The following is a 20,579-nucleotide window of genomic DNA, read 5'->3' on the forward strand; positions in this document are numbered from 1 at the left end:
TTACTCGCTAGACTTGGCTTCGTTTGGCTCAGCCGCAGCGGCCGGTTCCTGTGCGGGGGCCGCATCAGGAGCAGGTGCAGCGGCGGATTTGTTGCCTTGCTTCCAAGGCATCGTCTGGACAGGTGCACCGGGACGAATCTTCTGGAAGCCTTCGACAATGATCTGGTCTCCAGCTTGCAGGCCATTCTCCACGACATACTGACCATCGCTTTCAGGTCCCAATACAACCGGTACGGACTGGGCTTTCTCTTCACGAACTACGTAAATATTAGAGGCCCCATCCGAGGTGTACTGAACCGCCTGGGCGGGCACCAACAAGGCATCGGGAATCACGCCTTGTTCCAGACGAACGCGCACGTACATACCGGGCAAGAGGATCTCGTCAGGGTTCGGGAACACGGCACGCAAGGTCACTTGCGAAGTAGAAGGATCCACGCTGACACCGCTAAACAGCAGCACACCGTCCTGATCGTACAAAGAGCCATCTTCCAGCACAGCCTTGGCTTTGGCCTGGGCCTCACCCGCTGACTTCAAGGTGCCATCGGCCATGGCGCGACGTAGTTGAGTCAGCTCTGCCGTCGAACGGGTCACATCAATATAGACACGATCCAGTTGCTGTACGGTTGCCATGTGCGTGGCGTTGGCGGCCGAGACCAGCGCACCTTCGGTTACGAAGGATTTGCCAATACGACCTGACACCGGCGACACAATCTTGGTGTAGCCCAAATCAATATTGGCGCTCTCTAACGTGGCTTGCGCAGCAGCAATCGCCGCATCCGCCTGCATCGCACGGGCCTTGGCATTATCGTAATCCTGACGCGAAACCGCATTTTCCTTGATCAAACGCTCATAGCGCTGGGCCAATTGCTTGGCACTTTGCGCTTCCGCCTGCGCATTTTTCAACTGGGCGGCGGCCTGATTGCGAACAGCTCGGTAAGGAGCAGGATCAATGGTAAACAAGAGCTGGTCTTGTTTGACATCAGCGCCCTGTTCAAAGTTGATTTCTTCCACGATTCCCGACACGCGGGCGCGGATTTGTGCATCTTTGATGGCTTCGACTCGTCCAGGCAGCTCGGAGAACAACTCGGTAGAGGTCGGTTGGACGGTAATCACACTGACCGGGACCTTCATCCCGCCGGCCGGAGCTTGAGGCTCTTTGTTGCCGCAAGCGGCCAGAAGAACCAAGGAAGAGAAGGCAGCAATACGGAAAGTCTGCCGACCCAACAAGCTTTGAAATGACATGAAGAACTCCTGAGCTAAGCGTTGCATGGGAGTTTAACGCTTAAACTGACTGGATTGTATGGTTTGGACAAGCAGCAAGTATATGTCGAAAAAGCCCAAATCAAACAGGAAAATTTGCGATGAGACGCATTCCGATCTTGCAATCGTTTGGCGACTACGATTAGCCAGCTCCCCCCTTACACTTGCCCCGTCGTCCGCCTACGCCAAAAGAACACGTATTATCATATGCCTAGGGATTTTTTAATATAAAAAAACCGCGTTTACCCCCTAGAGTTGACGCGGTTTTCCAGATTCGGAATAGTGCTTTCTAGCCTAGCAATAAACTGTCATCGGCTAGTGTTTCACCCCGCACCTTCTCAAACATCTCCAGCAAATCACGCACATCCAGGCCTTGGCGCTGCTCACCGCTAACATCCAGCACCACCTTGCCTTGATGCAACATCACCGTGCGGTCGCCCACATCCAGAGCCTGACGCATACTGTGCGTGACCATCATGGTGGTCAGGCCACCTTCGCGCACAATACGGTTGGTCAGTTGCAACACGAAGTCTGCTGTACGTGGATCCAAGGCGGCAGTATGTTCATCCAGCAACAATATCTTGGAAGGACGCAACGCGGCCATCAACAAGCTGACCGCCTGACGTTGACCACCAGACAGCAAACCGATACGGTCTGTCAGACGGTTTTCCAGACCCAGGCCCAAGGTTTCCAGGCGCTCTGCAAACTCAGCACGCATGGAGTGACGCACAGCACGGCTCAACCCGCGGCGACTGCCACGACACGTCGCCAGTGCCATATTTTCTTCAATGGTCAGGTCCTCACAGGTACCAGCCATCGGATCCTGAAACACACGGGCAACCCAGTTGGCACGTTCCCAGACCGGGCGACGAGTCACGTCCACGTTGTCGATCATGATTTGACCATCATCGACAGACTGGTCGCCCGAGATCGCATTCAGAAAAGTAGACTTGCCTGCGCCGTTCGAGCCGATCACGGTCACAAACTGCCCTTCAGGAATGGTCAGGGACAAGCCGCGCAAGGCGCGGGTTTCAATAGGCGTGCCTGGGTTAAAGGTCAGGCACAGGTTTTTTGCTTCTAACATTACTGAGCCCCCTTCTGTTTACGAGCACGCTTTTTCTTGAGCAATGGAATCACCAGCGCCACGGTTACCAACAAGGCGGTGACCAGGTTCAAGTCCTGCGCTTTCAAGCCGATCACATCGGCATTCAGGGCCAAAGCAATAAAGAAGCGGTACAGAATCGCGCCCAGCACCACGGCCAAGGTGGCGTAGAACAGTTTACGAGCAGGCAAAATGCTTTCACCCACAATCACGGCGGCCAGACCAATCACGATAGTCCCAATACCCATGGAAATATCCGCCCCACCCTGCGACTGAGCAAACAAGGCACCGGCCAAAGCGACCAGCGCATTGGAAATCGCCATCCCCAGCAAAAGCATATTGCCGGTTGCCACGCCTTGCGCACGAGCCATACGGGCATTGGCACCAGTGGCACGCATGGCCAGACCCGTTTGTGTACCGAAGAACCAGTCCAGCGCCAGCTTGGCGATGATCACCAAACCAATCAGCAGCAAAGGACGGGCAATATAGTCAGCGATGGCTTCGGGCTGCAGGATCGTAAAGACCGTCGGTTCCATGATCAAAGGAACATTGGGACGACCCATGATGCGCAAGTTAATGGAATACAAGGCGATCATCATCAGGATACTGGCCAGCAGATCCATGATTTTCAGGCGGACATTCAACCAGCCGGTAATGGTTCCGGCAATGGCGCCGGCAAACGTTGCCACCACGGTCGCCAGAAAAGGATCATTGCCCTGGCTGATCAGGATGGCGGCAACCGCCCCACCCAAAGGAAAACTACCATCGACCGTCAGGTCAGGAAATCGCAAGATGCGAAAAGAAATCAGAACACCCAGAGCAACCAGTCCGAAAATCAGACCAATCTCCAGGGCCCCCCACATTGAATAAATAGACATATTGTTGGACGTCTAGGATACAAAAGAAACAGGCGGGCAGCTTGTGGCAACCCACCTGCAAGAAGCAGTCAGCTCAGGCTTATTCGACGATTTTTGTAGCGGACTTCACGAAGTCCTCGTTAAGCGAAACGCCTTGGCGCTTGGCAGCGCCCGGATTGACATACAGTTCCAGATTGCTGCTGGTCTCGGAAGCCATATCGCCGGGTTTTTCGCCCTTCAGAATACGGATGACTTGTTGACCGGTTTGCAAGCCCAGGTTGTAGTAGTTCACGCCCAACGCCGCGATCGCGCCACGGGCCACACTGTCGGTGTCAGAGGCAATCAGGGGTACTTTGGCATCGTTACCGACTTTGACCAGGGATTCGTATGCCGACACCACGTTGTTATCAGTATTGGTGTAGATCACATCGACCTTGCCCACCAGACTACGGGCAGCCGCACCCACGTCCACGGTACGAGGAGCCGTGGCTTCTACCAGCGTCATGCCATGCTTGGGCAACAGCTCTTTCATTTCCTTGACGACCACGGCCGAGTTGGCTTCACCGGGGTTGTACACCATACCCACACGCTTGGCATCGGGAACGATTTTCTTGATCAGATCCACCTGGGCTTCCAATGCCAGAGCGTCGGACACACCCGTCACATTGGTGCCGGACGGCTCCATGCTGGGAACCAGATGCGCCACCACGGGATCGGTCACCGCCGAGTACACCACAGGAATGGTCTTGGTTGCTGATACGACAGCCTGAGCCGAAGGCGTGGAAATCGCCACAATCACGTCAGCCTTGTCGCCCACGAACTTGCGAGCAATTTGAGCAGCAATGGCAGGGTTGCCCTGCGCGGTCTGAAACTGCCATTTGAAGCCCGAGGCTTCGTTGTAACCGGCATCAGTCAGTGCTTTGTGTACCCCATCCTTAATGGCGTCCAAGGCCGGATGTTCCACAATCGACGATACCGATACAGATTGCGCATGAACTGCAGCGCCCGACATCAATCCCACACAAGCCAACGCGGCCGCCACCTGATGCACCGATCTGATCAGCTTCATCCAATTACTCCTTAGATGCAAAAACGAAAATTTTAGGTGTTAAGTCTAACGCGAACAGCAGGACTTTGCCCCTTGAGGTAATCCCTGCCCCAACACTTTACTGGTCTAGCATCTGTCGACGAAACGACAACAGTTCCCTGGCCCAACGCGTGGCCGGCAAGCCATAATCGGCCTGCACGTGCTCGGCCCGATTGAGCAGCTCTCCGGCCGTCATCTCCAGTGTGCTGCCCTTGAAGGCCAGAACCACTTGGTTGCCCTCGTCCATCTCGGGCAACAATAAGACTTTGCCATTGAAGGCTTCACGAATATTGTCAATATTGTGTTTGAAGCTGGGATGCGCACCAAAAAGATTGACGGTCATAATGCCCTCGTCATCCAGAATGGCACGACAATCCTGGTAAAACTCCAAACTGTCGCGCACCGGGCCTTCGGCATGGGCGTCGTATAAATCCACCATCAAGGCGCGATATTGGCCGTGCTGATCGCTGTCTTGCACCCAGACCCCGGCATCAGCCTGATCAATCAGGGAGCGTGGGCTACGTGGCAAACGGAAAAAGGCATGACACATCCCAATTACAGACGGGTTCCATTCCACCGTCTGAACCTGGCTGTCGGTCTGCTTCAGACAGAAGCGCAACAAGGATCCCGCCCCCAGGCCCAGAATGGCCAGCTTGTGTTCGGGCTTGGGGTCTGGCGTAAACAACAGCCAGGCCATCATTTGTTGTGTATAGGCCAAGACCAATTCAGCGGGCTTGCGAATGCGCATGGCACCTTGAATCCATTCCGTTCCAAAGTGCAGATAACGGATCCCCTCGCTTTCCGACAACGTAGGACTATCGTCCCCCTGCTCACCAGCCATGAAACTCTTCCTTGCAAATCAGTCAGACACCCCGGTTCAGGCAGAAGCAACTTTCCCTCAGCAATCTGAACCTGGACATACCCTGCAGACAGAGAAAACAACGCCGGAAGGTGACATTGCGCCCCTTCCGGCGTTTTTTAGCAAGGCGCCATCATAACAGCGATCACTTGATGAGCAACGGCTCACTGGCGCTCGATAATTAGGGCCACTCCTTCGCTGCCGCCATGACACATGGTTACCAGCGCATACCGCCCCTGGATACGCTGCAACTCATGCAAAGCCTTGACCACGAGTGCCGCCCCTGTCGCCCCCAAAGGATGGCCCATACTAATGCTGCCGCCATTCGGATTGACACGTTCCGGATCAAAATCCAATTCTTTGGCAACGGCGCACACCTGTGCCGCAAACGCCTCATTGGACTCGATCACATCAATATCGGCCACTGTCAGCCCCGCTCGCTTAAGCGCCAAGCGAGTCGATGGCACCGGCCCCATTCCCGCAAGTTGTGGATCCACGCCCGCATGCGCCCATGAGCGCAGCTTGCCCATGGGTTTCAAGCCTTGACGACACGCCTGCCCCTCTTCCATCATCAGCACCACCGCCGCCGCGTCCGCTAAACCCAGAATGTTGCCAGCCGTCACCGTTCCCCCGTCGCTCTGGAAAATAGGCTTCAAGGCGGCAAGCTGCTCCAGGCTCCCATCATGCCGGACATGCTCATCTTGCTCGAAGACGGTCCCCTCGTGTGCCACCATCGGAACGATCTGCTCTTTAAAGTATCCGCTTTCAATGGCACGCGCCGCTCGACGATGCGACTCCAGGGCCAACTGATCCTGTTCACAACGAGACACACCGTACTTTCTGGCGACATTCTCCCCCGTCACCCCCACATGCTCCCGAGTCAAAGGGCTGATAAAAATTTCCGACAAAACATCCACCAAGGCCACATTACCCATGCGGCTCCCCCAACGCTGGGAGGTCGCCATATACGGTATTCGACTGGTGCTTTCAACACCGCCAGCCAAAGCCACCTGGGCCTCACCCAATACGATCGCTTGCGCTGCCGAAATAATGGCCTGCAAACCTGATGCACATAAACGATTCACGCTCATCGCAACAGCCTCATGAGCGACCCCCACCCTCATGGAGGCCGCCCGAGCCAAATAGATATCCTGGGGCTCGGTCAGCACCACCTGCCCCATCACCACCTGCTCCACCTCCGAGGCAGATATGCCGCTTCTGCCCAACACTTCCTGCATAACAGCAGCGCCCATCTCAACGGGGGGCACACTCCGTAACGAACCACCAAAGTTACCAAACGCGGTTCGACACGCCTGAACCAGGACGACTTCTTGCATACGAACCTCCTTTTATTCTGACGAGAGAAAAAAGTGGCTCCGTGTTCAGCCACACAAGCCACGTATAATTTTTAAAACAATTCGATGCAATTGGCCGGATGCTTAGGGGCCACTACAAAACAAATAATCAGGTCGGCGTTTTGTAAGATTTACTGTTATGTGCCGCAAAAAAAGCCGGCAAGTGGTTTAGTACCACTTCCGGCTTTCTTGCTCTCTAAACGAGGCTTAGAGAGGGACAATCAACAAGCTCAAGAGCGTTCGAAAATTGCCGCAATGCCTTGGCCGCCCCCAATACACATGGTGACCAGCGCGTAACGACCCTGAACGCGCTGCAATTCATGCAAAGCCTTGACGGTAATGGCCGCGCCGGTCGCCCCAATAGGGTGGCCCAGGCTAATACCACTGCCATTGGGATTGACGCGCGCCGGGTCCAAGCCCAACTCACGTACCACCGCGCAAGCCTGGGCGGCGAAAGCTTCGTTGGACTCGATCACATCCAGGTCCGACACGCTCAAACCGGCACGTTCCAACGCCACACGGGTTGCGGGCACAGGGCCAATGCCCATGATGCTGGGATCGACACCGGCATGGCCCCAAGACACGAGTTTGGCCAATGGCTTCAGACCACGTTGACGCGCCTCTTCGGCACACATCAACAAAACAGCGGCCGCACCGTCATTCAGACCGGAGGCATTGCCCGCCGTCACACTGCCACCGTCGGGCAGGAACACGGGCTTCAAACCGGTAAAGTTCTCCATCGTGGCATCCAGGCGTACGTGTTCGTCCTGATCAAACACGATCTCGCCCTTACGGCTTTTCTGGATGATGGGTACGATCTGCTCTTTAAAGTAGCCTTGTTCGATTGCGCGACGCGCACGCTGGTGCGATTCCAGTGCCAGCTCGTCCTGATCGGCACGGGTTACGCCGTATTGGCGAGCTACGTTTTCAGCCGTAATACCCATATGAACGCGATCAAAGGGATCCGTCAGCGCGCCGGTCATCATGTCCATCATGACCGAGTCGCCCATGCGAGCGCCCCAGCGATGTGCGCTGGACATATAAGGAGCACGGCTCATGCTTTCTGCACCACCTGCCAAGGCCACCTTGGCATCACCGAGCAAAATGCCCTGCGCGGCCGACACAATAGCCTGCAGGCCCGAGCCGCATAAACGGTTAACGTTCATGGCCGGTGTTCCATGCCCCACCCCAGCCTGCACCGAGGCCACACGCGACAAGTACATATCACGCGGCTCGGTCTGAATGACCTGCCCCATCACGACATGCTGGACGTCTGCCGCTGATACGCCACTTCTGTCCAGTACCGCGCGCAACACCGTGGCTCCCATCTCGATTGGCGACACATTCTTTAACCCACCACCAAAATCACCAATCGCGGTACGGCATGCCTGGACTACCACTACTTCTTTCATATGAATCTCCCTCAATCCCTTTGGGATATGATAACCAGCATAAAAAAGCCAAGCTGACAAAACGTCCACTCGAATATACACGGCTGCCATGGAAAACCGTAAAGCAGACACAAAGACCGTAATTCGCAGTATGGTTTGATACCTTACCCACAAGACACGTTCTTGATAACCCTTTTTATAGGATTCCCCCTCATGTACGAGCGTATCCTGGTATGTACCGACGGCTCAGAACTGTCCGCCCACGCCGTCACCCATGCACTGAATCTGGCCAAGACCAGCGGCGCCAAATTGCTGGCTCTGCGCGTCATTCCGCGCTATCGACAAAGCTATCTGGAAGGCGGCCCCATTATTGACCAGAAGCTGGATAGCCGTATCGAAGCCTCCTGGGTAGAGCACGCGCAATCCGAATTGGCTGCCGTCAAACAAGCCGGGAAAGATATTGGCGTTTCAGTCAAAGGCCTGGTGGTGAAATCAGAACTGGTGGCCGATGCCATTATCTCTACCGCTGAAAAACAGAAAGCCGACCTGATCGTCATGTCCTCGCATGGCCGCAAGGGCTACAAGCGTCTGCTCTTGGGCAGCGAAACACAGCATGTCCTGACCTACTCGGAAATCCCCGTCCTGGTTATCCGCAAGAAAGCCAAGAAAAAATAGAACGTGGCCAGGCATTAAAACGCAAACTTCGGTTTGCGTTTTTTGTTCTCAGGAGTTCGGCATGACAATCAGCACACAGGACAAACGCCGCCGTTTTCGAGCCTTGCATAAAAGCGGCTTACTGGTTTTGCCCAACCCTTGGGACATAGGGGGAGCCAAACGCTTGGAACGTTTGGGTGCTCAGGCGATTGCCAGCAGCAGCGCCGCTTTTGCCTGGTCAAACGGCCTGGAAGATTTTGAAGTGGGCCGCGATGCCCTGCTGGCACATTTGCGGCAACTGGCGGCCAGCACAAACCTGCCGCTCAATGCCGACTTTGAAAACGGTTTTGCCGATGAGCCGAAACAGGTCGCAGAAAACGTCCGTCTGGCCATTGATACCGGCATTGCAGGTTTGTCCATCGAAGATCGCCAAGGCAACGAGCTGTACGAACTGGATCTGGCCGTGGCCCGCATCCAGGCGGCCAAGCAAGCCATTTGCAGCAGTGCTGAGGACGTTCTACTAGTGGGACGCAGCGAAGGCATGCTGATTGGCGCGCTGGATCTGGAGCAAACCATAGCCCGGCTGCAAGCCTTTGCCCAGGCCGGTGCCGATGTGGTCTACGCCCCCGGTTTACGCGAGCTGGACGATATTGCCCACGTAGTTCAGGCACTGGCACCGACACCCGTGAATGTGCTGCTGATTCATCCGGGGCTGAACGTGCCTGATTTGGCAGCCATTGGCGTACGCCGTGTCAGCACCGGCTCACAACTGGCCTTGGCCACCTGGAATTGCTTTGAACAGGCCAGCCGACAGTTGCTGGAGCAAGGACATCTGCCCCCTACCCAGGCCCATCGCCGCTGGTCTTAGTGCCAAACCGGCAGGCATAAAAAAAGCGCAAGCACCATGGCTTGCGCTTTTTACACCTACAGTCAGAACTTAGTTGTCCTGAGCCTGGTCGCTGGACGCGTCCACCTTGGCTTCCTGATCGGTTTCTACAACTGCTTTCTTGGGAGCCACCCAATTCAGGGGCTCAACCTCAAAGGCCTGTTTACGACGTACTGGTTTCGATTTGCTCACGAATAACTCCTGCTCAATATCGCCAGGGGGCACTGCCCTTAGTGCCCCGATTTCTTTATTATATCAATGATTAGACCACAAATCAATTTTTTAATAATATGAGTGCATTATGGATGCAAATTAGGCGATGTTAGAACAAAATAAAGGCAATTAAAAACGGGGCTTTTTCATAGGCAATTCCAGTCAAAATAACTGGTCTGCAAACACCACTCCCCATCCCAACCCAAGGCCCCCAGTAAAAACTCACTTTTCGCGCATTTAAGTAAAACAATAAAGAGACAATGGCATGCATGATTTCCGCTCCATCGACAATCTGGATCGTTCCTTGCGATGCTTTTTACGCATCGCGCAACTGGGTTCGGTCAGCAAAGCGGCTGATGATCTGGGACAAAGCCAATCCAGCCTGAGCAAACAATTAAACACATTGGAACAAAGCCTGGGACAGGTCCTGTTTACCCGCACCGGACGCGGAGTCAGCCTGAATGACGCAGGCGAGCTACTGCGCCAGGCCATTGAACCCGCTTACAGTCGTATTGACGGCGCCATCCATGCAATGCGCCAAGACCATGGCGTCAATTCAGGCACAGTAAGGCTGGCCACTGTACACACATTGAGCTACTACTTCATGTCCGATGTGGCAGCTGCTTTCATGAGCTCACACCCGGCCGTGAATTTATCCTTATTGGGGCGCAGCTCGCCCGAAGTGGTGGCGTTGGTGGCAAACGGCAAGGCCGATGTCGGTTTTGTATACGACTCGGCAGTGGACTGTGGAGGCTTGGTCTCGCACACTTTATTTGACGACCAAATGTGCCGTATCTCCGCCAAACAGGAGCCATTTCCAAATGCAGACTTAAACCACCAGGCCTTGCGCCTGATCGGGTTTCCGCCTCACTACGCCCTGCGCCGAATGATTCATAGCAGCGGCTTGCACCCTGAATTTGTGGCGGAAGTCGAAACCATCGACGCCATGTTACGACTGGTCGCCTCAGGATTGGGAGACTGTATCTTGCCCAGTCGCATTCCCGACAGCCTGCTGCACGAGCACAATCTGCACAAATACCCAATCGAGCAACCGAGCCTGCACCGCCGGGTTGTCGCGATTTTGCGGGCAGACCGCGACCCACAAATCCTGACCTCGCGTTTGCTGGAATGTGCTTTGCGCACGGCCCAGAGTCTATAGCGAAACGCTGCAACAAGAACCTGTCACAAGAATTGGTCGCAGGCAAACCGCCCATAAAAACCGGGCCTGATCAAAGACGCTTCAAATCTGGATGTTTTCCAAAATCTTGAAGGTCCATCACCAGGCCCGCTTGCTTTACAGCCCTAGCCAAAGACCGATGCCCAGCCCCGGCCTTGGATAGAAAACTGTTTTACTGCGCCACGCAATCCACGTAGTAACGCTTCTGACCCGAGGCATCGACCTCTTCCACAAAACCGTGGATATCCGTACCAAAGCCGGGACACTGGCGGTGCAGTTCACGCGAGAACTTCAGGAAATCCACAATCGTCTTGTTGAAAGCTTCACCCGGAATCAAGAGCGGAATACCGGGCGGGTAAGGAGTGATCAGGTTGGTCGTCACGCGACCTTCCAGCTGATCAATCTCGACCCGTTCAGTACGACGCTGCGCAATGCAGGCAAAGGCATCAGCCGGACGCATGACAGGCACCACATCCGACAGATACATATCGGTCATCAGACGGGCAATGTCGTGCTTGGCGTACAACTGGTGCACGTGCTGACACAAATCGCGCAAGCCCATTTCTTCGTAGCAAGGATACTGACGCGCGAACTGAGGCAGAACACGCCAGACAGGCAAGTTACGGTCGTAATCGTCCTTGAACTGCTGCAAGGCCGTCACCAGGGAATTCCAACGGCCTTTGGTAATGCCGATGGTGAACATGATAAAGAAGCTGTACAGGCCAATCTTCTCCACGATCACGCCACGCTGCGCCAGGAACTTGGTCACGATAGAGGCTGGAATACCGGTTTCACCAAACGTGCCCGTCAGATCCAGACCGGGGGTGACAATCGTCGCCTTGATCGGATCCAGCATATTGAAGCCATCAGCCAGCGGGCCAAAGCCGTGCCACTCACTGTGCTCAACATCATCCGTAATAATCCAGTCTTCGGGCTGCCCCACCCCGTCCTCGGCCAGGGTTGGCGGGCCCCATACCTTGAACCACCAGTCGTCCTCATCAAACTGCGACTCGACCTTGCGCATGGCGCGGCGAAAGTCCAACGCCTCAATAATGCTTTCTTCAACCAGCACACGTCCACCGGGCGGCTCCATCATGGCAGCGGCCACATCGCAGGACGCAATAATCGCATACTGCGGGCTGGTGCTGGTATGCATCAGATAGGCTTCATTAAACAAATGGCGATCCAAACTACGGGTTACCGAGTCCTGTGCCAATACATGGCTGGCTTGGCTCAAGCCGGCCAGCAGCTTGTGGGTGGACTGGGTGGAGAACACCATGGTTTCTTGTGGACGCGGACGGTTCTTGCCCATGGCATGGAACTGACCGTAGAAAGGATGGAAAGCCGCATGCGGAATCCAGGCCTCGTCAAAGTGCAGCACTTCCACGTAACCGTCCACGGCATTCTTGATCTCCTGAGTGTCGTAAATAATGCCGTCGTAAGTGGACTGGGTCAGCGTCAACACGCGGGGTTTAACCGTGTCGGCATCCAGGTGCGAGAGCAAGGGGTGCTTGCGGATCTTCTCGCGAATGGTCTCGATATCAAATTCACTGCGTGCAATCGGGCCAATAATCCCGAAGTGGTTGCGCGTAGGACGCAGGAACACGGGAATGGCACCGGTCATCACGATGCTGTGCAGGATGGATTTGTGGCAATTGCGATCCACGACCACCACATCGCCGGGAGCCACAGCGTGATGCCAGACAATCTTGTTGCTGGTGCTGGTGCCATTGGTGACGAAAAAGCAGTGATCCGCGTTGAAAATACGCGCGGCATTGCGTTCACTGGCACCAATGGCCCCGTTGTGGTCCAGCAATTGACCCAGCTCTTCGACGGCATTACACACGTCGGCACGCAGCATGTTCTCACCAAAGAACTGGTGGAAAATCTGCCCGACCGGGCTTTTCAGAAAGGCCACACCGCCGGAGTGACCGGGACAGTGCCAGGAATAGGAACCATCTTCGGCGTAGTCGAGCAAGGCTTTCAGAAACGGGGGCTTGACGCCTTCCACATAGCTGCGCGCTTCACGCACGATGTGGCGCGCCACAAACTCGGGCGTGTCCTCGAACATGTGAATGACGCCCTGCAGCTCGCGCAAGATATCGTTTGGCATATGACGAGCTGTTTTGGTCTCGCCATAGACATAAATGGGCACATCGGTATTGCGACGACGCACAGCCCGAATAAAGGCACGCAAATTGACCAGCGCCGGGGCGCTGTCTCCATCTTGCGTGAACTCCTCATCATCGATGGACAAAATAAACGCGCTGGCACGACTTTGCTGCTGGGCAAATTGACTCAAATCGCCATAACTGGTGGTTCCCAACACCTCGAAACCTTCAGCCTCGATCGCATCTGCTAATACACGAATGCTCAGACCAGACGCATTTTCAGAACGAAAATCCTCATCGATAATCACAATGGGGAATTGATATTGCATGCCATGTCCTTAATACAAGGGAGCGCCGCAGGGGCGGCAAAAAAAGGGAGGGACGCCAGTCGCTTTCGTGCAGCAGATCGTACCGATTTTCACGTCCCGTCATTTGACACTTGCTTTTCCCTACGTCCTTGGGCATAATTCTACATGTCCCAGGACAAAACAAAAGGCGTGGTGACAGATTGGCTATGTGACGGACTGCAAATCCGTTCAGGTTGGTTCGATTCCAGCACACGCCTCCATCTTGCTTGCATTCAAGACAGACAAAACTGGCCTTCTTTCCGGTTTTGATCACACAGAAAAAGTCGCCATTACGGCGATTTTTTTATTCCCTTTTCCTGCACGGCAAATCCTTGCATCACGCGCTGCGGCCAAGCACTTCCATCGTTTTTGGCCCACCGTTCCAACTTGGCCTGCAATTTAACACAAGCAGGCGCGTGATCTACGCAAAAAACCCTCTTTTTAGTGCCCTAAAAACATCAATCTGCCCACAACGGCATTCAGGTCTTGAACCCTGACTTTGTAGCTGTTACATGCAGACGGTTTGAGGGTAAATTTCTTGTCCGAGAGTGTCTGTTTTTCACTACGACCTAGAACAAAGATCAAGTCGAGCGGTCAATTTCATCCCCATCGCCTCGCTGGCTTTAAAACCAGTCCCTGGCTAGCGCTGATATGATGGCGGCATTCGCGCACGCTAAACGCCCTCTTGCCCGTTTCCGACACGCTGATGGCCGCCTCTGCACCACCTCTACCGACAAAGCTCCGCTCCAGCGGCTTCCTCTGCTTTATTTAGATTGTCTGACACCATGAAACTCACCACCTGGAACGTGAACTCCCTGAACGTCCGTCTTCCTCAAGTTCTGGACTGGCTGGCCGCCAACCCCGTAGACGTGCTTTGTCTGCAAGAGCTCAAACTGCCCGACGAGCGTTTTCCTTTGGAGGCTTTTCAGGAAATGGGATATCACGCTCACTGGGCGGGTCAAAAAACCTATAACGGCGTCGCCCTGATTTCCCGCGAGCCGGGCACGGATGTGCAGCGCAATCTGCCCAATTACGAAGACCCGCAGCAACGTCTGCTGGCCGCCACCTACCCATCGCCTGACGGCCCGGTCCGCGTGATTTGTGCCTACTGCCCCAACGGGCAGTCGCTCGAGAGCGAAAAGTACAGCTACAAGCTGGAATGGTTCGCCGCCCTGCACGACTGGTTGGAAAAAGAATTGCAGCAGTATCCCCGTCTGGCCATCCTGGGCGACTATAATATTGCCCCAGCTGACCAGGACGTTCACGACCCTGCCAAGTGGGCCGATGATGTTCTGGTCTCCCCGCCCGAGCGGGCCGCCTTCGAGCGCTTGCTGGCACTGGGCTTGCATGACGCCTATCGCCTGTTTGAGCAGAGCGGCAGCCCGTTTACCTGGTGGGACTATCGTCGTTTTGCATTCCGCCGCGACGCCGGTTTACGCATTGACCATGCCTTGTTGTCCGATGCCTTGAAAACCCGTTGCTCAGCCTGCGACATTGACCGCGAACCGCGTGCCAATGAACAGCCCTCGGATCATGCACCTGTTACCGCTACTCTGTCCTTTACCTGACATAGCCACTGAATTATGCAACTACAAAGCCAAATCATTGAGCAGACTGACTCGGGCTACGTGCTTGAGATCATCCTGGAGCAAGAGCACAAGATCTGGGCGTATCTGGCCATCAGTGAGCCTGACCTGGACGCCGTTGCCAATATCGTCCCCCCCGAACAATTCGAGGCAGGTGGCGATGTGCACGTCATGGCCATCGCCCAGGCCGACGATGCCGCCCAGGAAGTACAAGAGGTTTTGTTTTCCATGAACCCCAACGACACGGTCGTCTTTTTGTGCTCGGACAAGGCCAGTGTGATGGCTGTCCTGACTGAGTTTGGGCAAACCGACCTAAGCAGCAATTAATTCTTTTATAAAAATCTACTTCTAGAGTCTGCTCTCCATGTCCACGAGCTATCCTGGCACTGTTTTTATGGTTGTCGCCCCCAGCGGGGCGGGCAAATCCAGTCTGGTCAACGCCCTGCTGGCCAACGATTCCAACATCATGCTGTCCATCTCGGCCACGACCCGCGCACCACGCCCTGGTGAGACCGACGGCGAACACTACTTCTTTGTGGACAAGGCGCGCTTCGAGCAGATGTGTGCCGACAACGCCATGCTGGAATGGGCCAAGGTGCATGACAACTACTACGGCACACCCCGCGAACCCATTCAGAAAGCCCTGAATGCAGGCCGCGATGTGCTGCTGGAAATCGACTGGCAAGGCGCCCGTCTGGCCCGCGAACATTTCCCCGAAGCCGTAGGCATTTTCATTTTGCCGCCCTCCTTGCCCACCTTGGAGGCGCGTTTGCGCAAACGCGGACAGGACAGCGAAGAGATCATTGCCCGCCGCGTCGAGGCTGCCGAGCACGAAATCGCCCATGTTCGTGACTGTCAATATGCTATTATCAATGAGGATTTTGATACGGCATTACAGCAGCTATTGAGTATTGTGCAGGCCAGTCGGTTGCGCACTGCCACTCAGTCAGTACGGCATCGCCAACTCTTTCAACAATTAGGCGCAGATGCCCTGCTGAATCAGGGCTGATCTCCTTCTTATTTCTTTTTGATAACAGGTCTACTATGGCTCGCATCACTATCGAGGACTGCCTGGAGCAAGTCCCCAATCGCTTTAAGCTCACCTTGGCAGCCGCCTACCGTGCGCGCGAACTGGCCCAAGGCCACGAACCACGCCTGGAAAGCAAGAACAAGCCTACGGTTACCGCCTTGCGAGAAATCGCCTCCGGCGCGACCGGTCTGGAAATGCTGCGCAAAGTTCCTACCTGATAGGCACAAGCGGAGCACGGTATGGCATTTTCAGGTTTACGGGGCGCATCGTCTGGGCTGTTGGCCGTCCTTAAAAAGGGTTCACGGCTAGGTCGTCGCAAGCCTAAAGAAAAGAACACCCCGGCACTGGCACAATCCGCGCAGGAAAGTGCCAACCCGCCTATTGCCTCACTGGCTCCGCTAACCAAGATCATCTCGCAGTACCTGGACCCGAAAGATGTAGAACGGGTACGGGAAGCGTATCGCTTTTCCGATCAGGCCCACCTGGGGCAATTTCGCGCCAGTGGCGAACCCTATATCTCGCACCCCATTGCCGTCACAGAAATCTGTGCAGGCTGGAAGCTGGATACCGACGCCTTGATGTCGGCCCTGCTGCATGACGTGATCGAAGATCAGGACGTCACCAAGCAGGAACTGGCTGAAAAATTCGGTACTGATGTAGCCGAGATTGTGGACGGTTTATCCAAGCTGGAACGCCTGGAGTTTGCCACCAAGACGCAGCAACAAGCCGACAGCTTTCGCAAGATGCTGCTGGCCATGTCGCGTGATGTGCGCGTCATCCTGATCAAGCTGGCCGACCGCTTGCACAATATGCGCACGCTGGACGCCGTCAAACCTGAAAAACGCCGCCGCGTAGCCCAGGAAACCCTGGATATCTACGCTCCGATTGCGCATCGCCTGGGCCTGAACGCCCTGTTTCGCGAGCTTCAGGACCGCTGTTTCAAGGCCATCTACCCCAATCGCTACAAGGTGCTGCACAAGGCCCTGCTCGCCGCTCGTGGCAACCGCCGTGAAGTGCTGGGCAAAATCACCGAAGCGGTCAAGATTGCCCTGCCTGCAGCCGGCATTGATGCTGAGATATCCGGTCGTGAAAAGTCGCTCTACAGCATTTTCTGCAAGATGGTCGAGCAGAAAAAATCCTTCTCGGACGTGCTGGATATTTACGGCTTTCGCATCATTGTTCATACCTTGCCCGAGTGCTATCTGTCCCTGGGTACGCTGCATCAGCTCTACCGCCCCGTACCGGGCAAGTTCAAGGACTACATTGCCATCCCTAAAGTGAATGGCTATCAATCCCTGCACACCACCTTGATTGGCCCTTACGGCACCCCCGTCGAGTTCCAGTTCCGTACCCGCGAAATGGACCACGTGGCTGAAGAAGGCGTGGCCTCTCACTGGCTATACAAAGAAGAAGACGTCACGCTGAACGATTTGCAAAAGCGTACACACCGCTGGTTGCAATCCTTGCTGGACATCCAAAGCCAGACGGGTGACTCCACAGAATTCCTGGAGCACGTCAAAGTTGACCTGTTCCCCGATGCGGTTTACGTCCATACACCCAAAGGCAAGATTATTTCCCTGCCACGCGGTGCTACGCCAGTGGACTTTGCCTACAGCATCCATACCGACATCGGCAATCACGCTGTTGCCTCCAAGATCAATGGCGAGTTTGCCCCGCTGCGCACCGAGCTGAAAAGCGGTGACTCGGTGGAGATCATTACTTCCCCCGCCGCCCGCCCAAGCGCGCAGTGGCTGAACTATGTCCGTTCCGGCCGTGCCCGTTCGGAAATTCGCCACTACCTGCGTACAGTTAAATACGAGGAATCCGTAGCTTTTGGTCGCCGCCTACTCGATCAGGCCTTTGACCAGCTAAGCCTGCCTCATGCTACGGACGACGATCCAAACTGGGACAAGCTGGCCAAGGGTTCAGGCGCAGCGTCCCGCGAAGAAATTCTGGCTGATATTGGCTTGGGCAAACGCTTGGCTGCCGTTGTGGCTCGCCGTTTTGCCCCAGAAAACCCCCTGCTGGAAACCACTGCCGCAGAATTTGACGAAATCAGTGCCAACACCTCGGCACCGATTCTGATTCACGGTAACGAGGGGCAGGCCGTACAGTTGGCGCCGTGTTGTGGCCCGCTACCTGGTGACGCCATTATTGGTGGTATCCGCTTAGGTCACGGTCTGGTCGTTCACATGGCGGAATGTGCCGTGGCACAACGCGCCCAGGCCAAAGAACCCGAGCGTTGGGTGCCGGTGATGTGGGACAGCAATACCGCCCGCCACCTCTCTACCCGTCTGGATGTAACTGCGATCAACGAGCGCGGTGTCCTGGGCCGTCTGGCTGCTGAAATTACCGATGCCGACTCCAATATCCTGCATATATCCATGCCGGATGAATCGGCTGCAACCTCCGTACTGCACCTAACCGTTCAGGTGGATAGCCGCACCCATCTGGCCCGCGTGATTCGGGCAATTCGCCATGTACCCCAAGTTCAGAAAATTGTGCGTGTGAAGGGTTAAACCCGCTTGCAAACCAGTTTTCAGCCGTACAAAAAACGCCCGCTCACTAGCAGGCGTTTTTTTTGGTCTGAGACCTGACAGCAGACACTCAATAAAAAACAGGCGACTCCCCCTTCTTGCCTACCCAACATAAATTGCCGTGATCGATCAGCAAGAGAGCTTCGACCAGATCATCTACACACCCACATAAGCCACGCACAGGCCGTAGGCCAGCACGCCGGTCAGTGTTGATCCCGCGATACCACCCGGCCAGCGGCGGCCCAGCAGCACCCCTGCCAGACCTGCCAGCAAAGGCGGCAAGTCCAGGGACATCTGCTCGGGGCGCAGCAAGGAAATCAGGGACACGACGAGCAAAGACACCACACCTGCCGGACCGATAGCACCAAACAGGCGCGGCCAGATCGAAACGCGACTGGGGTCCGCCTTGCTTTGGCGTCCACCCAGGCGCAAAGGCAGGTAACGAATCAAAAATGTGCCTACGCCCGCCAGCACAATCATGAGCAGAAAACTCCAATCCATCTCTACTCCTTAAGCGCGGCGCAAGGCCATTAGGCCGCCGGCCAGCATACCGACAATAATGGCCAGATACGAGGGCAAGAAAGCCATGGCCAGCACTGCCCCGACAGCGGCTGCCACCAGCACCGGCAAAGGTGCGGAACGGCGGATTTCCAGTAGCAAAGCAAAGAACAAGGCAGGCAAGACAAAACCCAAGGTCTTCTCCAGCACAGGAGACTGGCCCAGCAGGTCACTGGCAAAGAATGCCCCCAAAGCGGTGCCCAAGACCCAGGAGAGGTAAGAGCCTAACTGCAAGCCACAGTACCAGGACTCTTGCTCTTGGGCCGGCTGGCGGGCCACCCCGGCCGCAGAAGCGGCAAAGACTTCGTCAGTCAAACCTGGAGCCATGAACAGGCTGGACACGGTTCTGGGCCCGGCAAAAAAACCCATTAAGGTCGGACCGTAGAACACATGACGCAGGTTCATAAGCAGCACAATACCCAAAATACTGGGATAGGCCGCCCCTGCGACCAACAGGCTGATCAAAATGAACTGGCTGGCCCCGGCGTACACAATCAGGGACACTAGAACCGCCAGCCAGGGTGACAAGCCTGCATGTACCGCCGTCAGCCCAAAGGAAATCGCTACGGGGACATAGCCCAAGGCGATAGAGGCGCTGTCTCGCAAGCCCCGTCGATATGCCGAACCGATGATCATGAAAAACCTTGCAGGCCCTGCCTAGGCCTGGAATGCACCAATAAAGATAGCGGGGTCCACCCGTGCGTTATTCAGGCTGACGTTCCAGTGCAAATGAGGGCCGGTCGCACGACCCGTCGCACCGGAGCGCGCTACGACATCGCCCTTGCTGACACGATCGCCCACACGCACATCAAAGGCCGACAAGTGACAGAACATGGTGATCAGGCCCTGGCCGTGATCCACAAATACGGTTTTACCGTTAAAGAAGTAGTCCGCCACGATGGTGACAACCCCATCGGCAGGCACTTTGACTGCCGTGCCGGTAGGCGCGGCAAAGTCCAGACCCGAATGTGGGTTACGCTCTTGGCCATTGAAGAAACGGCGCAGACCAAACGGACTGGTCAGGCGACCCGGAACGGGCTTTTCAAAGACCACATTGCTGGGGCCTTCGTTGCGAAAGCTGGCATAGGCCTGCATCTGCTCTTCATACTCGCGCTCAAAACGGGCCTGCTGCTGCGGGTCCGGATTTACATGAGACTTGTTTTTCAAGGTAATGCGCTGCTCCCGATACCGCTTGCTGCCCACCTGGAACGCCACACCCGACTGCCCTTGCACCGAGATGCTGTGCTGGCCAGCTTGGGTTTTCAGGTCCAGCCCAACAATCGCTTTCCAGCGCTGGTCAGCATCCTGAATTACTAGAACACGGTTGCCATTAAAGTGCGCCACCGGGGCTGAGCCACCTGATCCCAGGTCCAGCACGGCTACCCCACCCGGCACAGGACGATGCAGAGTACGTTCGATGAACGTGCCCTGCCCAGGCGCGGCCTGTGCCAGCCACGGAGCGGTCAGGCCCCAAACAGTTGCGGCGCCTAAAAGGCGCCGCCGTACCAGAGAAATATCAGTGTGATTCATCAGAATGCTCTTTGAAAAACACCCTGGAGCCTGAGAGCT

General features: G+C 55.5%; 21 protein-coding genes and 1 tRNA gene. 9 read left to right on the forward strand and 13 right to left on the reverse strand.

Annotation, left to right across the window (positions count from 1 at the left end; all coding sequences use genetic code 11):
• The 7 genes from CA948_RS05635 to CA948_RS05665 form a co-directional block, all read right to left on the reverse strand.
• A complete protein-coding gene (locus CA948_RS05635) occupies positions 1-1,242 on the reverse strand; it encodes an efflux RND transporter periplasmic adaptor subunit (RefSeq protein WP_094196859.1) in 1,242 nt (413 codons plus the stop codon).
• A gap of 307 nt (positions 1,243-1,549) precedes the next feature.
• Positions 1,550-2,344, reverse strand: a complete 795-nt coding sequence (locus tag CA948_RS05640; RefSeq protein ID WP_108727547.1) for an ABC transporter ATP-binding protein — start codon at positions 2,342-2,344, stop codon at positions 1,550-1,552.
• Entirely contained in the window at positions 2,344-3,240 is an 897-nt protein-coding gene (locus CA948_RS05645; RefSeq protein WP_094196861.1) for an ABC transporter permease, read from the reverse strand. Before CA948_RS05645 ends, CA948_RS05640 begins: the two co-directional genes overlap by 1 nt.
• A 79-nt stretch (positions 3,241-3,319) precedes the next feature.
• Positions 3,320-4,288: an ABC transporter substrate-binding protein gene (locus CA948_RS05650; RefSeq protein ID WP_094196862.1), complete on the reverse strand. Its 969-nt coding sequence runs from the start codon at positions 4,286-4,288 to the stop codon at positions 3,320-3,322.
• Between the two features lie 97 nt (positions 4,289-4,385).
• Positions 4,386-5,147, reverse strand: coding sequence for a class I SAM-dependent methyltransferase (locus tag CA948_RS05655; RefSeq protein WP_094196863.1), 762 nt, complete (start codon positions 5,145-5,147; stop codon positions 4,386-4,388).
• A gap of 182 nt (positions 5,148-5,329) precedes the next feature.
• Positions 5,330-6,502, reverse strand: a complete 1,173-nt coding sequence (gene bktB / locus CA948_RS05660) for a beta-ketothiolase BktB (RefSeq protein WP_108727548.1) — start codon at positions 6,500-6,502, stop codon at positions 5,330-5,332.
• Between the two features lie 248 nt (positions 6,503-6,750).
• On the reverse strand, positions 6,751-7,932 hold the full coding sequence (locus CA948_RS05665) for an acetyl-CoA C-acyltransferase family protein (RefSeq protein WP_094196865.1): 1,182 nt from the start codon (positions 7,930-7,932) through the stop codon (positions 6,751-6,753).
• Between the two features lie 192 nt (positions 7,933-8,124).
• Between CA948_RS05665 and CA948_RS05670 the strand changes: the two genes are divergently transcribed.
• Entirely contained in the window at positions 8,125-8,586 is a 462-nt protein-coding gene (locus tag CA948_RS05670) for a universal stress protein (RefSeq protein WP_009457090.1), read from the forward strand.
• 61 nt (positions 8,587-8,647) lie between these two features.
• On the forward strand, positions 8,648-9,433 hold the full coding sequence (locus CA948_RS05675; RefSeq protein ID WP_108727549.1) for an isocitrate lyase/PEP mutase family protein: 786 nt from the start codon (positions 8,648-8,650) through the stop codon (positions 9,431-9,433).
• Between the two features lie 69 nt (positions 9,434-9,502).
• Here CA948_RS05675 and CA948_RS17590 read toward each other — a convergent pair whose 3' ends face one another.
• Positions 9,503-9,643, reverse strand: a complete 141-nt coding sequence (locus tag CA948_RS17590) for a hypothetical protein (protein WP_159063934.1) — start codon at positions 9,641-9,643, stop codon at positions 9,503-9,505.
• Positions 9,644-9,773: 130 nt separating this feature from the next.
• Positions 9,774-9,935: a hypothetical protein gene (locus CA948_RS17595; protein WP_159086123.1), complete on the reverse strand. Its 162-nt coding sequence runs from the start codon at positions 9,933-9,935 to the stop codon at positions 9,774-9,776.
• Here CA948_RS17595 and CA948_RS05680 point away from each other — a divergent pair.
• Positions 9,930-10,823, forward strand: coding sequence for a LysR family transcriptional regulator (locus CA948_RS05680; protein WP_108727550.1), 894 nt, complete (start codon positions 9,930-9,932; stop codon positions 10,821-10,823). The two genes, CA948_RS17595 and CA948_RS05680, sit on opposite strands and share 6 nt — an antisense overlap.
• A gap of 190 nt (positions 10,824-11,013) precedes the next feature.
• Here the strand turns inward: CA948_RS05680 and CA948_RS05685 are convergent, their stop codons facing one another.
• The gene (locus CA948_RS05685; protein ID WP_094196868.1) at positions 11,014-13,281 is read right to left on the reverse strand and encodes an arginine/lysine/ornithine decarboxylase; all 2,268 of its coding nucleotides are present in this window, start codon (positions 13,279-13,281) and stop codon (positions 11,014-11,016) included.
• A gap of 165 nt (positions 13,282-13,446) precedes the next feature.
• On the opposite strand from CA948_RS05685, the gene CA948_RS05690 reads away from it, so the two are divergent.
• The 6 genes from CA948_RS05690 to CA948_RS05715 all read left to right on the forward strand — a co-directional run bounded on the left by CA948_RS05690 (position 13,447) and on the right by CA948_RS05715 (position 18,434).
• A tRNA-Cys gene (locus CA948_RS05690) sits at positions 13,447-13,520 on the forward strand.
• A 564-nt stretch (positions 13,521-14,084) separates the two neighbouring features.
• Positions 14,085-14,867 (forward strand): exodeoxyribonuclease III, encoded by a 783-nt coding sequence (gene xth, locus CA948_RS05695; protein WP_094196869.1) that lies wholly within the window; start codon positions 14,085-14,087, stop codon positions 14,865-14,867.
• A 15-nt stretch (positions 14,868-14,882) separates the two neighbouring features.
• Entirely contained in the window at positions 14,883-15,212 is a 330-nt protein-coding gene (locus tag CA948_RS05700) for a hypothetical protein (protein ID WP_094196870.1), read from the forward strand.
• Between the two features lie 37 nt (positions 15,213-15,249).
• Positions 15,250-15,894: a guanylate kinase gene (gene gmk, locus CA948_RS05705; RefSeq protein WP_108727551.1), complete on the forward strand. Its 645-nt coding sequence runs from the start codon at positions 15,250-15,252 to the stop codon at positions 15,892-15,894.
• 35 nt (positions 15,895-15,929) lie between these two features.
• On the forward strand, positions 15,930-16,133 hold the full coding sequence (gene rpoZ, locus CA948_RS05710) for a DNA-directed RNA polymerase subunit omega (RefSeq protein ID WP_003799665.1): 204 nt from the start codon (positions 15,930-15,932) through the stop codon (positions 16,131-16,133).
• A 21-nt stretch (positions 16,134-16,154) separates the two neighbouring features.
• Entirely contained in the window at positions 16,155-18,434 is a 2,280-nt protein-coding gene (locus CA948_RS05715; RefSeq protein WP_094196872.1) for a RelA/SpoT family protein, read from the forward strand.
• A 174-nt stretch (positions 18,435-18,608) separates the two neighbouring features.
• Here CA948_RS05715 and CA948_RS05720 read toward each other — a convergent pair whose 3' ends face one another.
• Genes CA948_RS05720 through CA948_RS05730 form a run of 3 tightly spaced genes read right to left on the reverse strand, consistent with a single transcriptional unit; the run spans position 18,609 to position 20,540 of the window.
• Positions 18,609-18,953: an AzlD domain-containing protein gene (locus tag CA948_RS05720; protein ID WP_108727552.1), complete on the reverse strand. Its 345-nt coding sequence runs from the start codon at positions 18,951-18,953 to the stop codon at positions 18,609-18,611.
• A 9-nt stretch (positions 18,954-18,962) separates the two neighbouring features.
• Positions 18,963-19,646, reverse strand: coding sequence for an AzlC family ABC transporter permease (locus CA948_RS05725; protein ID WP_094196874.1), 684 nt, complete (start codon positions 19,644-19,646; stop codon positions 18,963-18,965).
• A 21-nt stretch (positions 19,647-19,667) separates the two neighbouring features.
• A complete protein-coding gene (locus CA948_RS05730; RefSeq protein ID WP_108727553.1) occupies positions 19,668-20,540 on the reverse strand; it encodes a M23 family metallopeptidase in 873 nt (290 codons plus the stop codon).
• Between the last annotated feature and the right edge of the window lie 39 nt (positions 20,541-20,579).

The organism is Alcaligenes aquatilis, assembly GCF_003076515.1.
Lineage (GTDB): Bacteria > Pseudomonadota > Gammaproteobacteria > Burkholderiales > Burkholderiaceae_B > Alcaligenes > Alcaligenes aquatilis.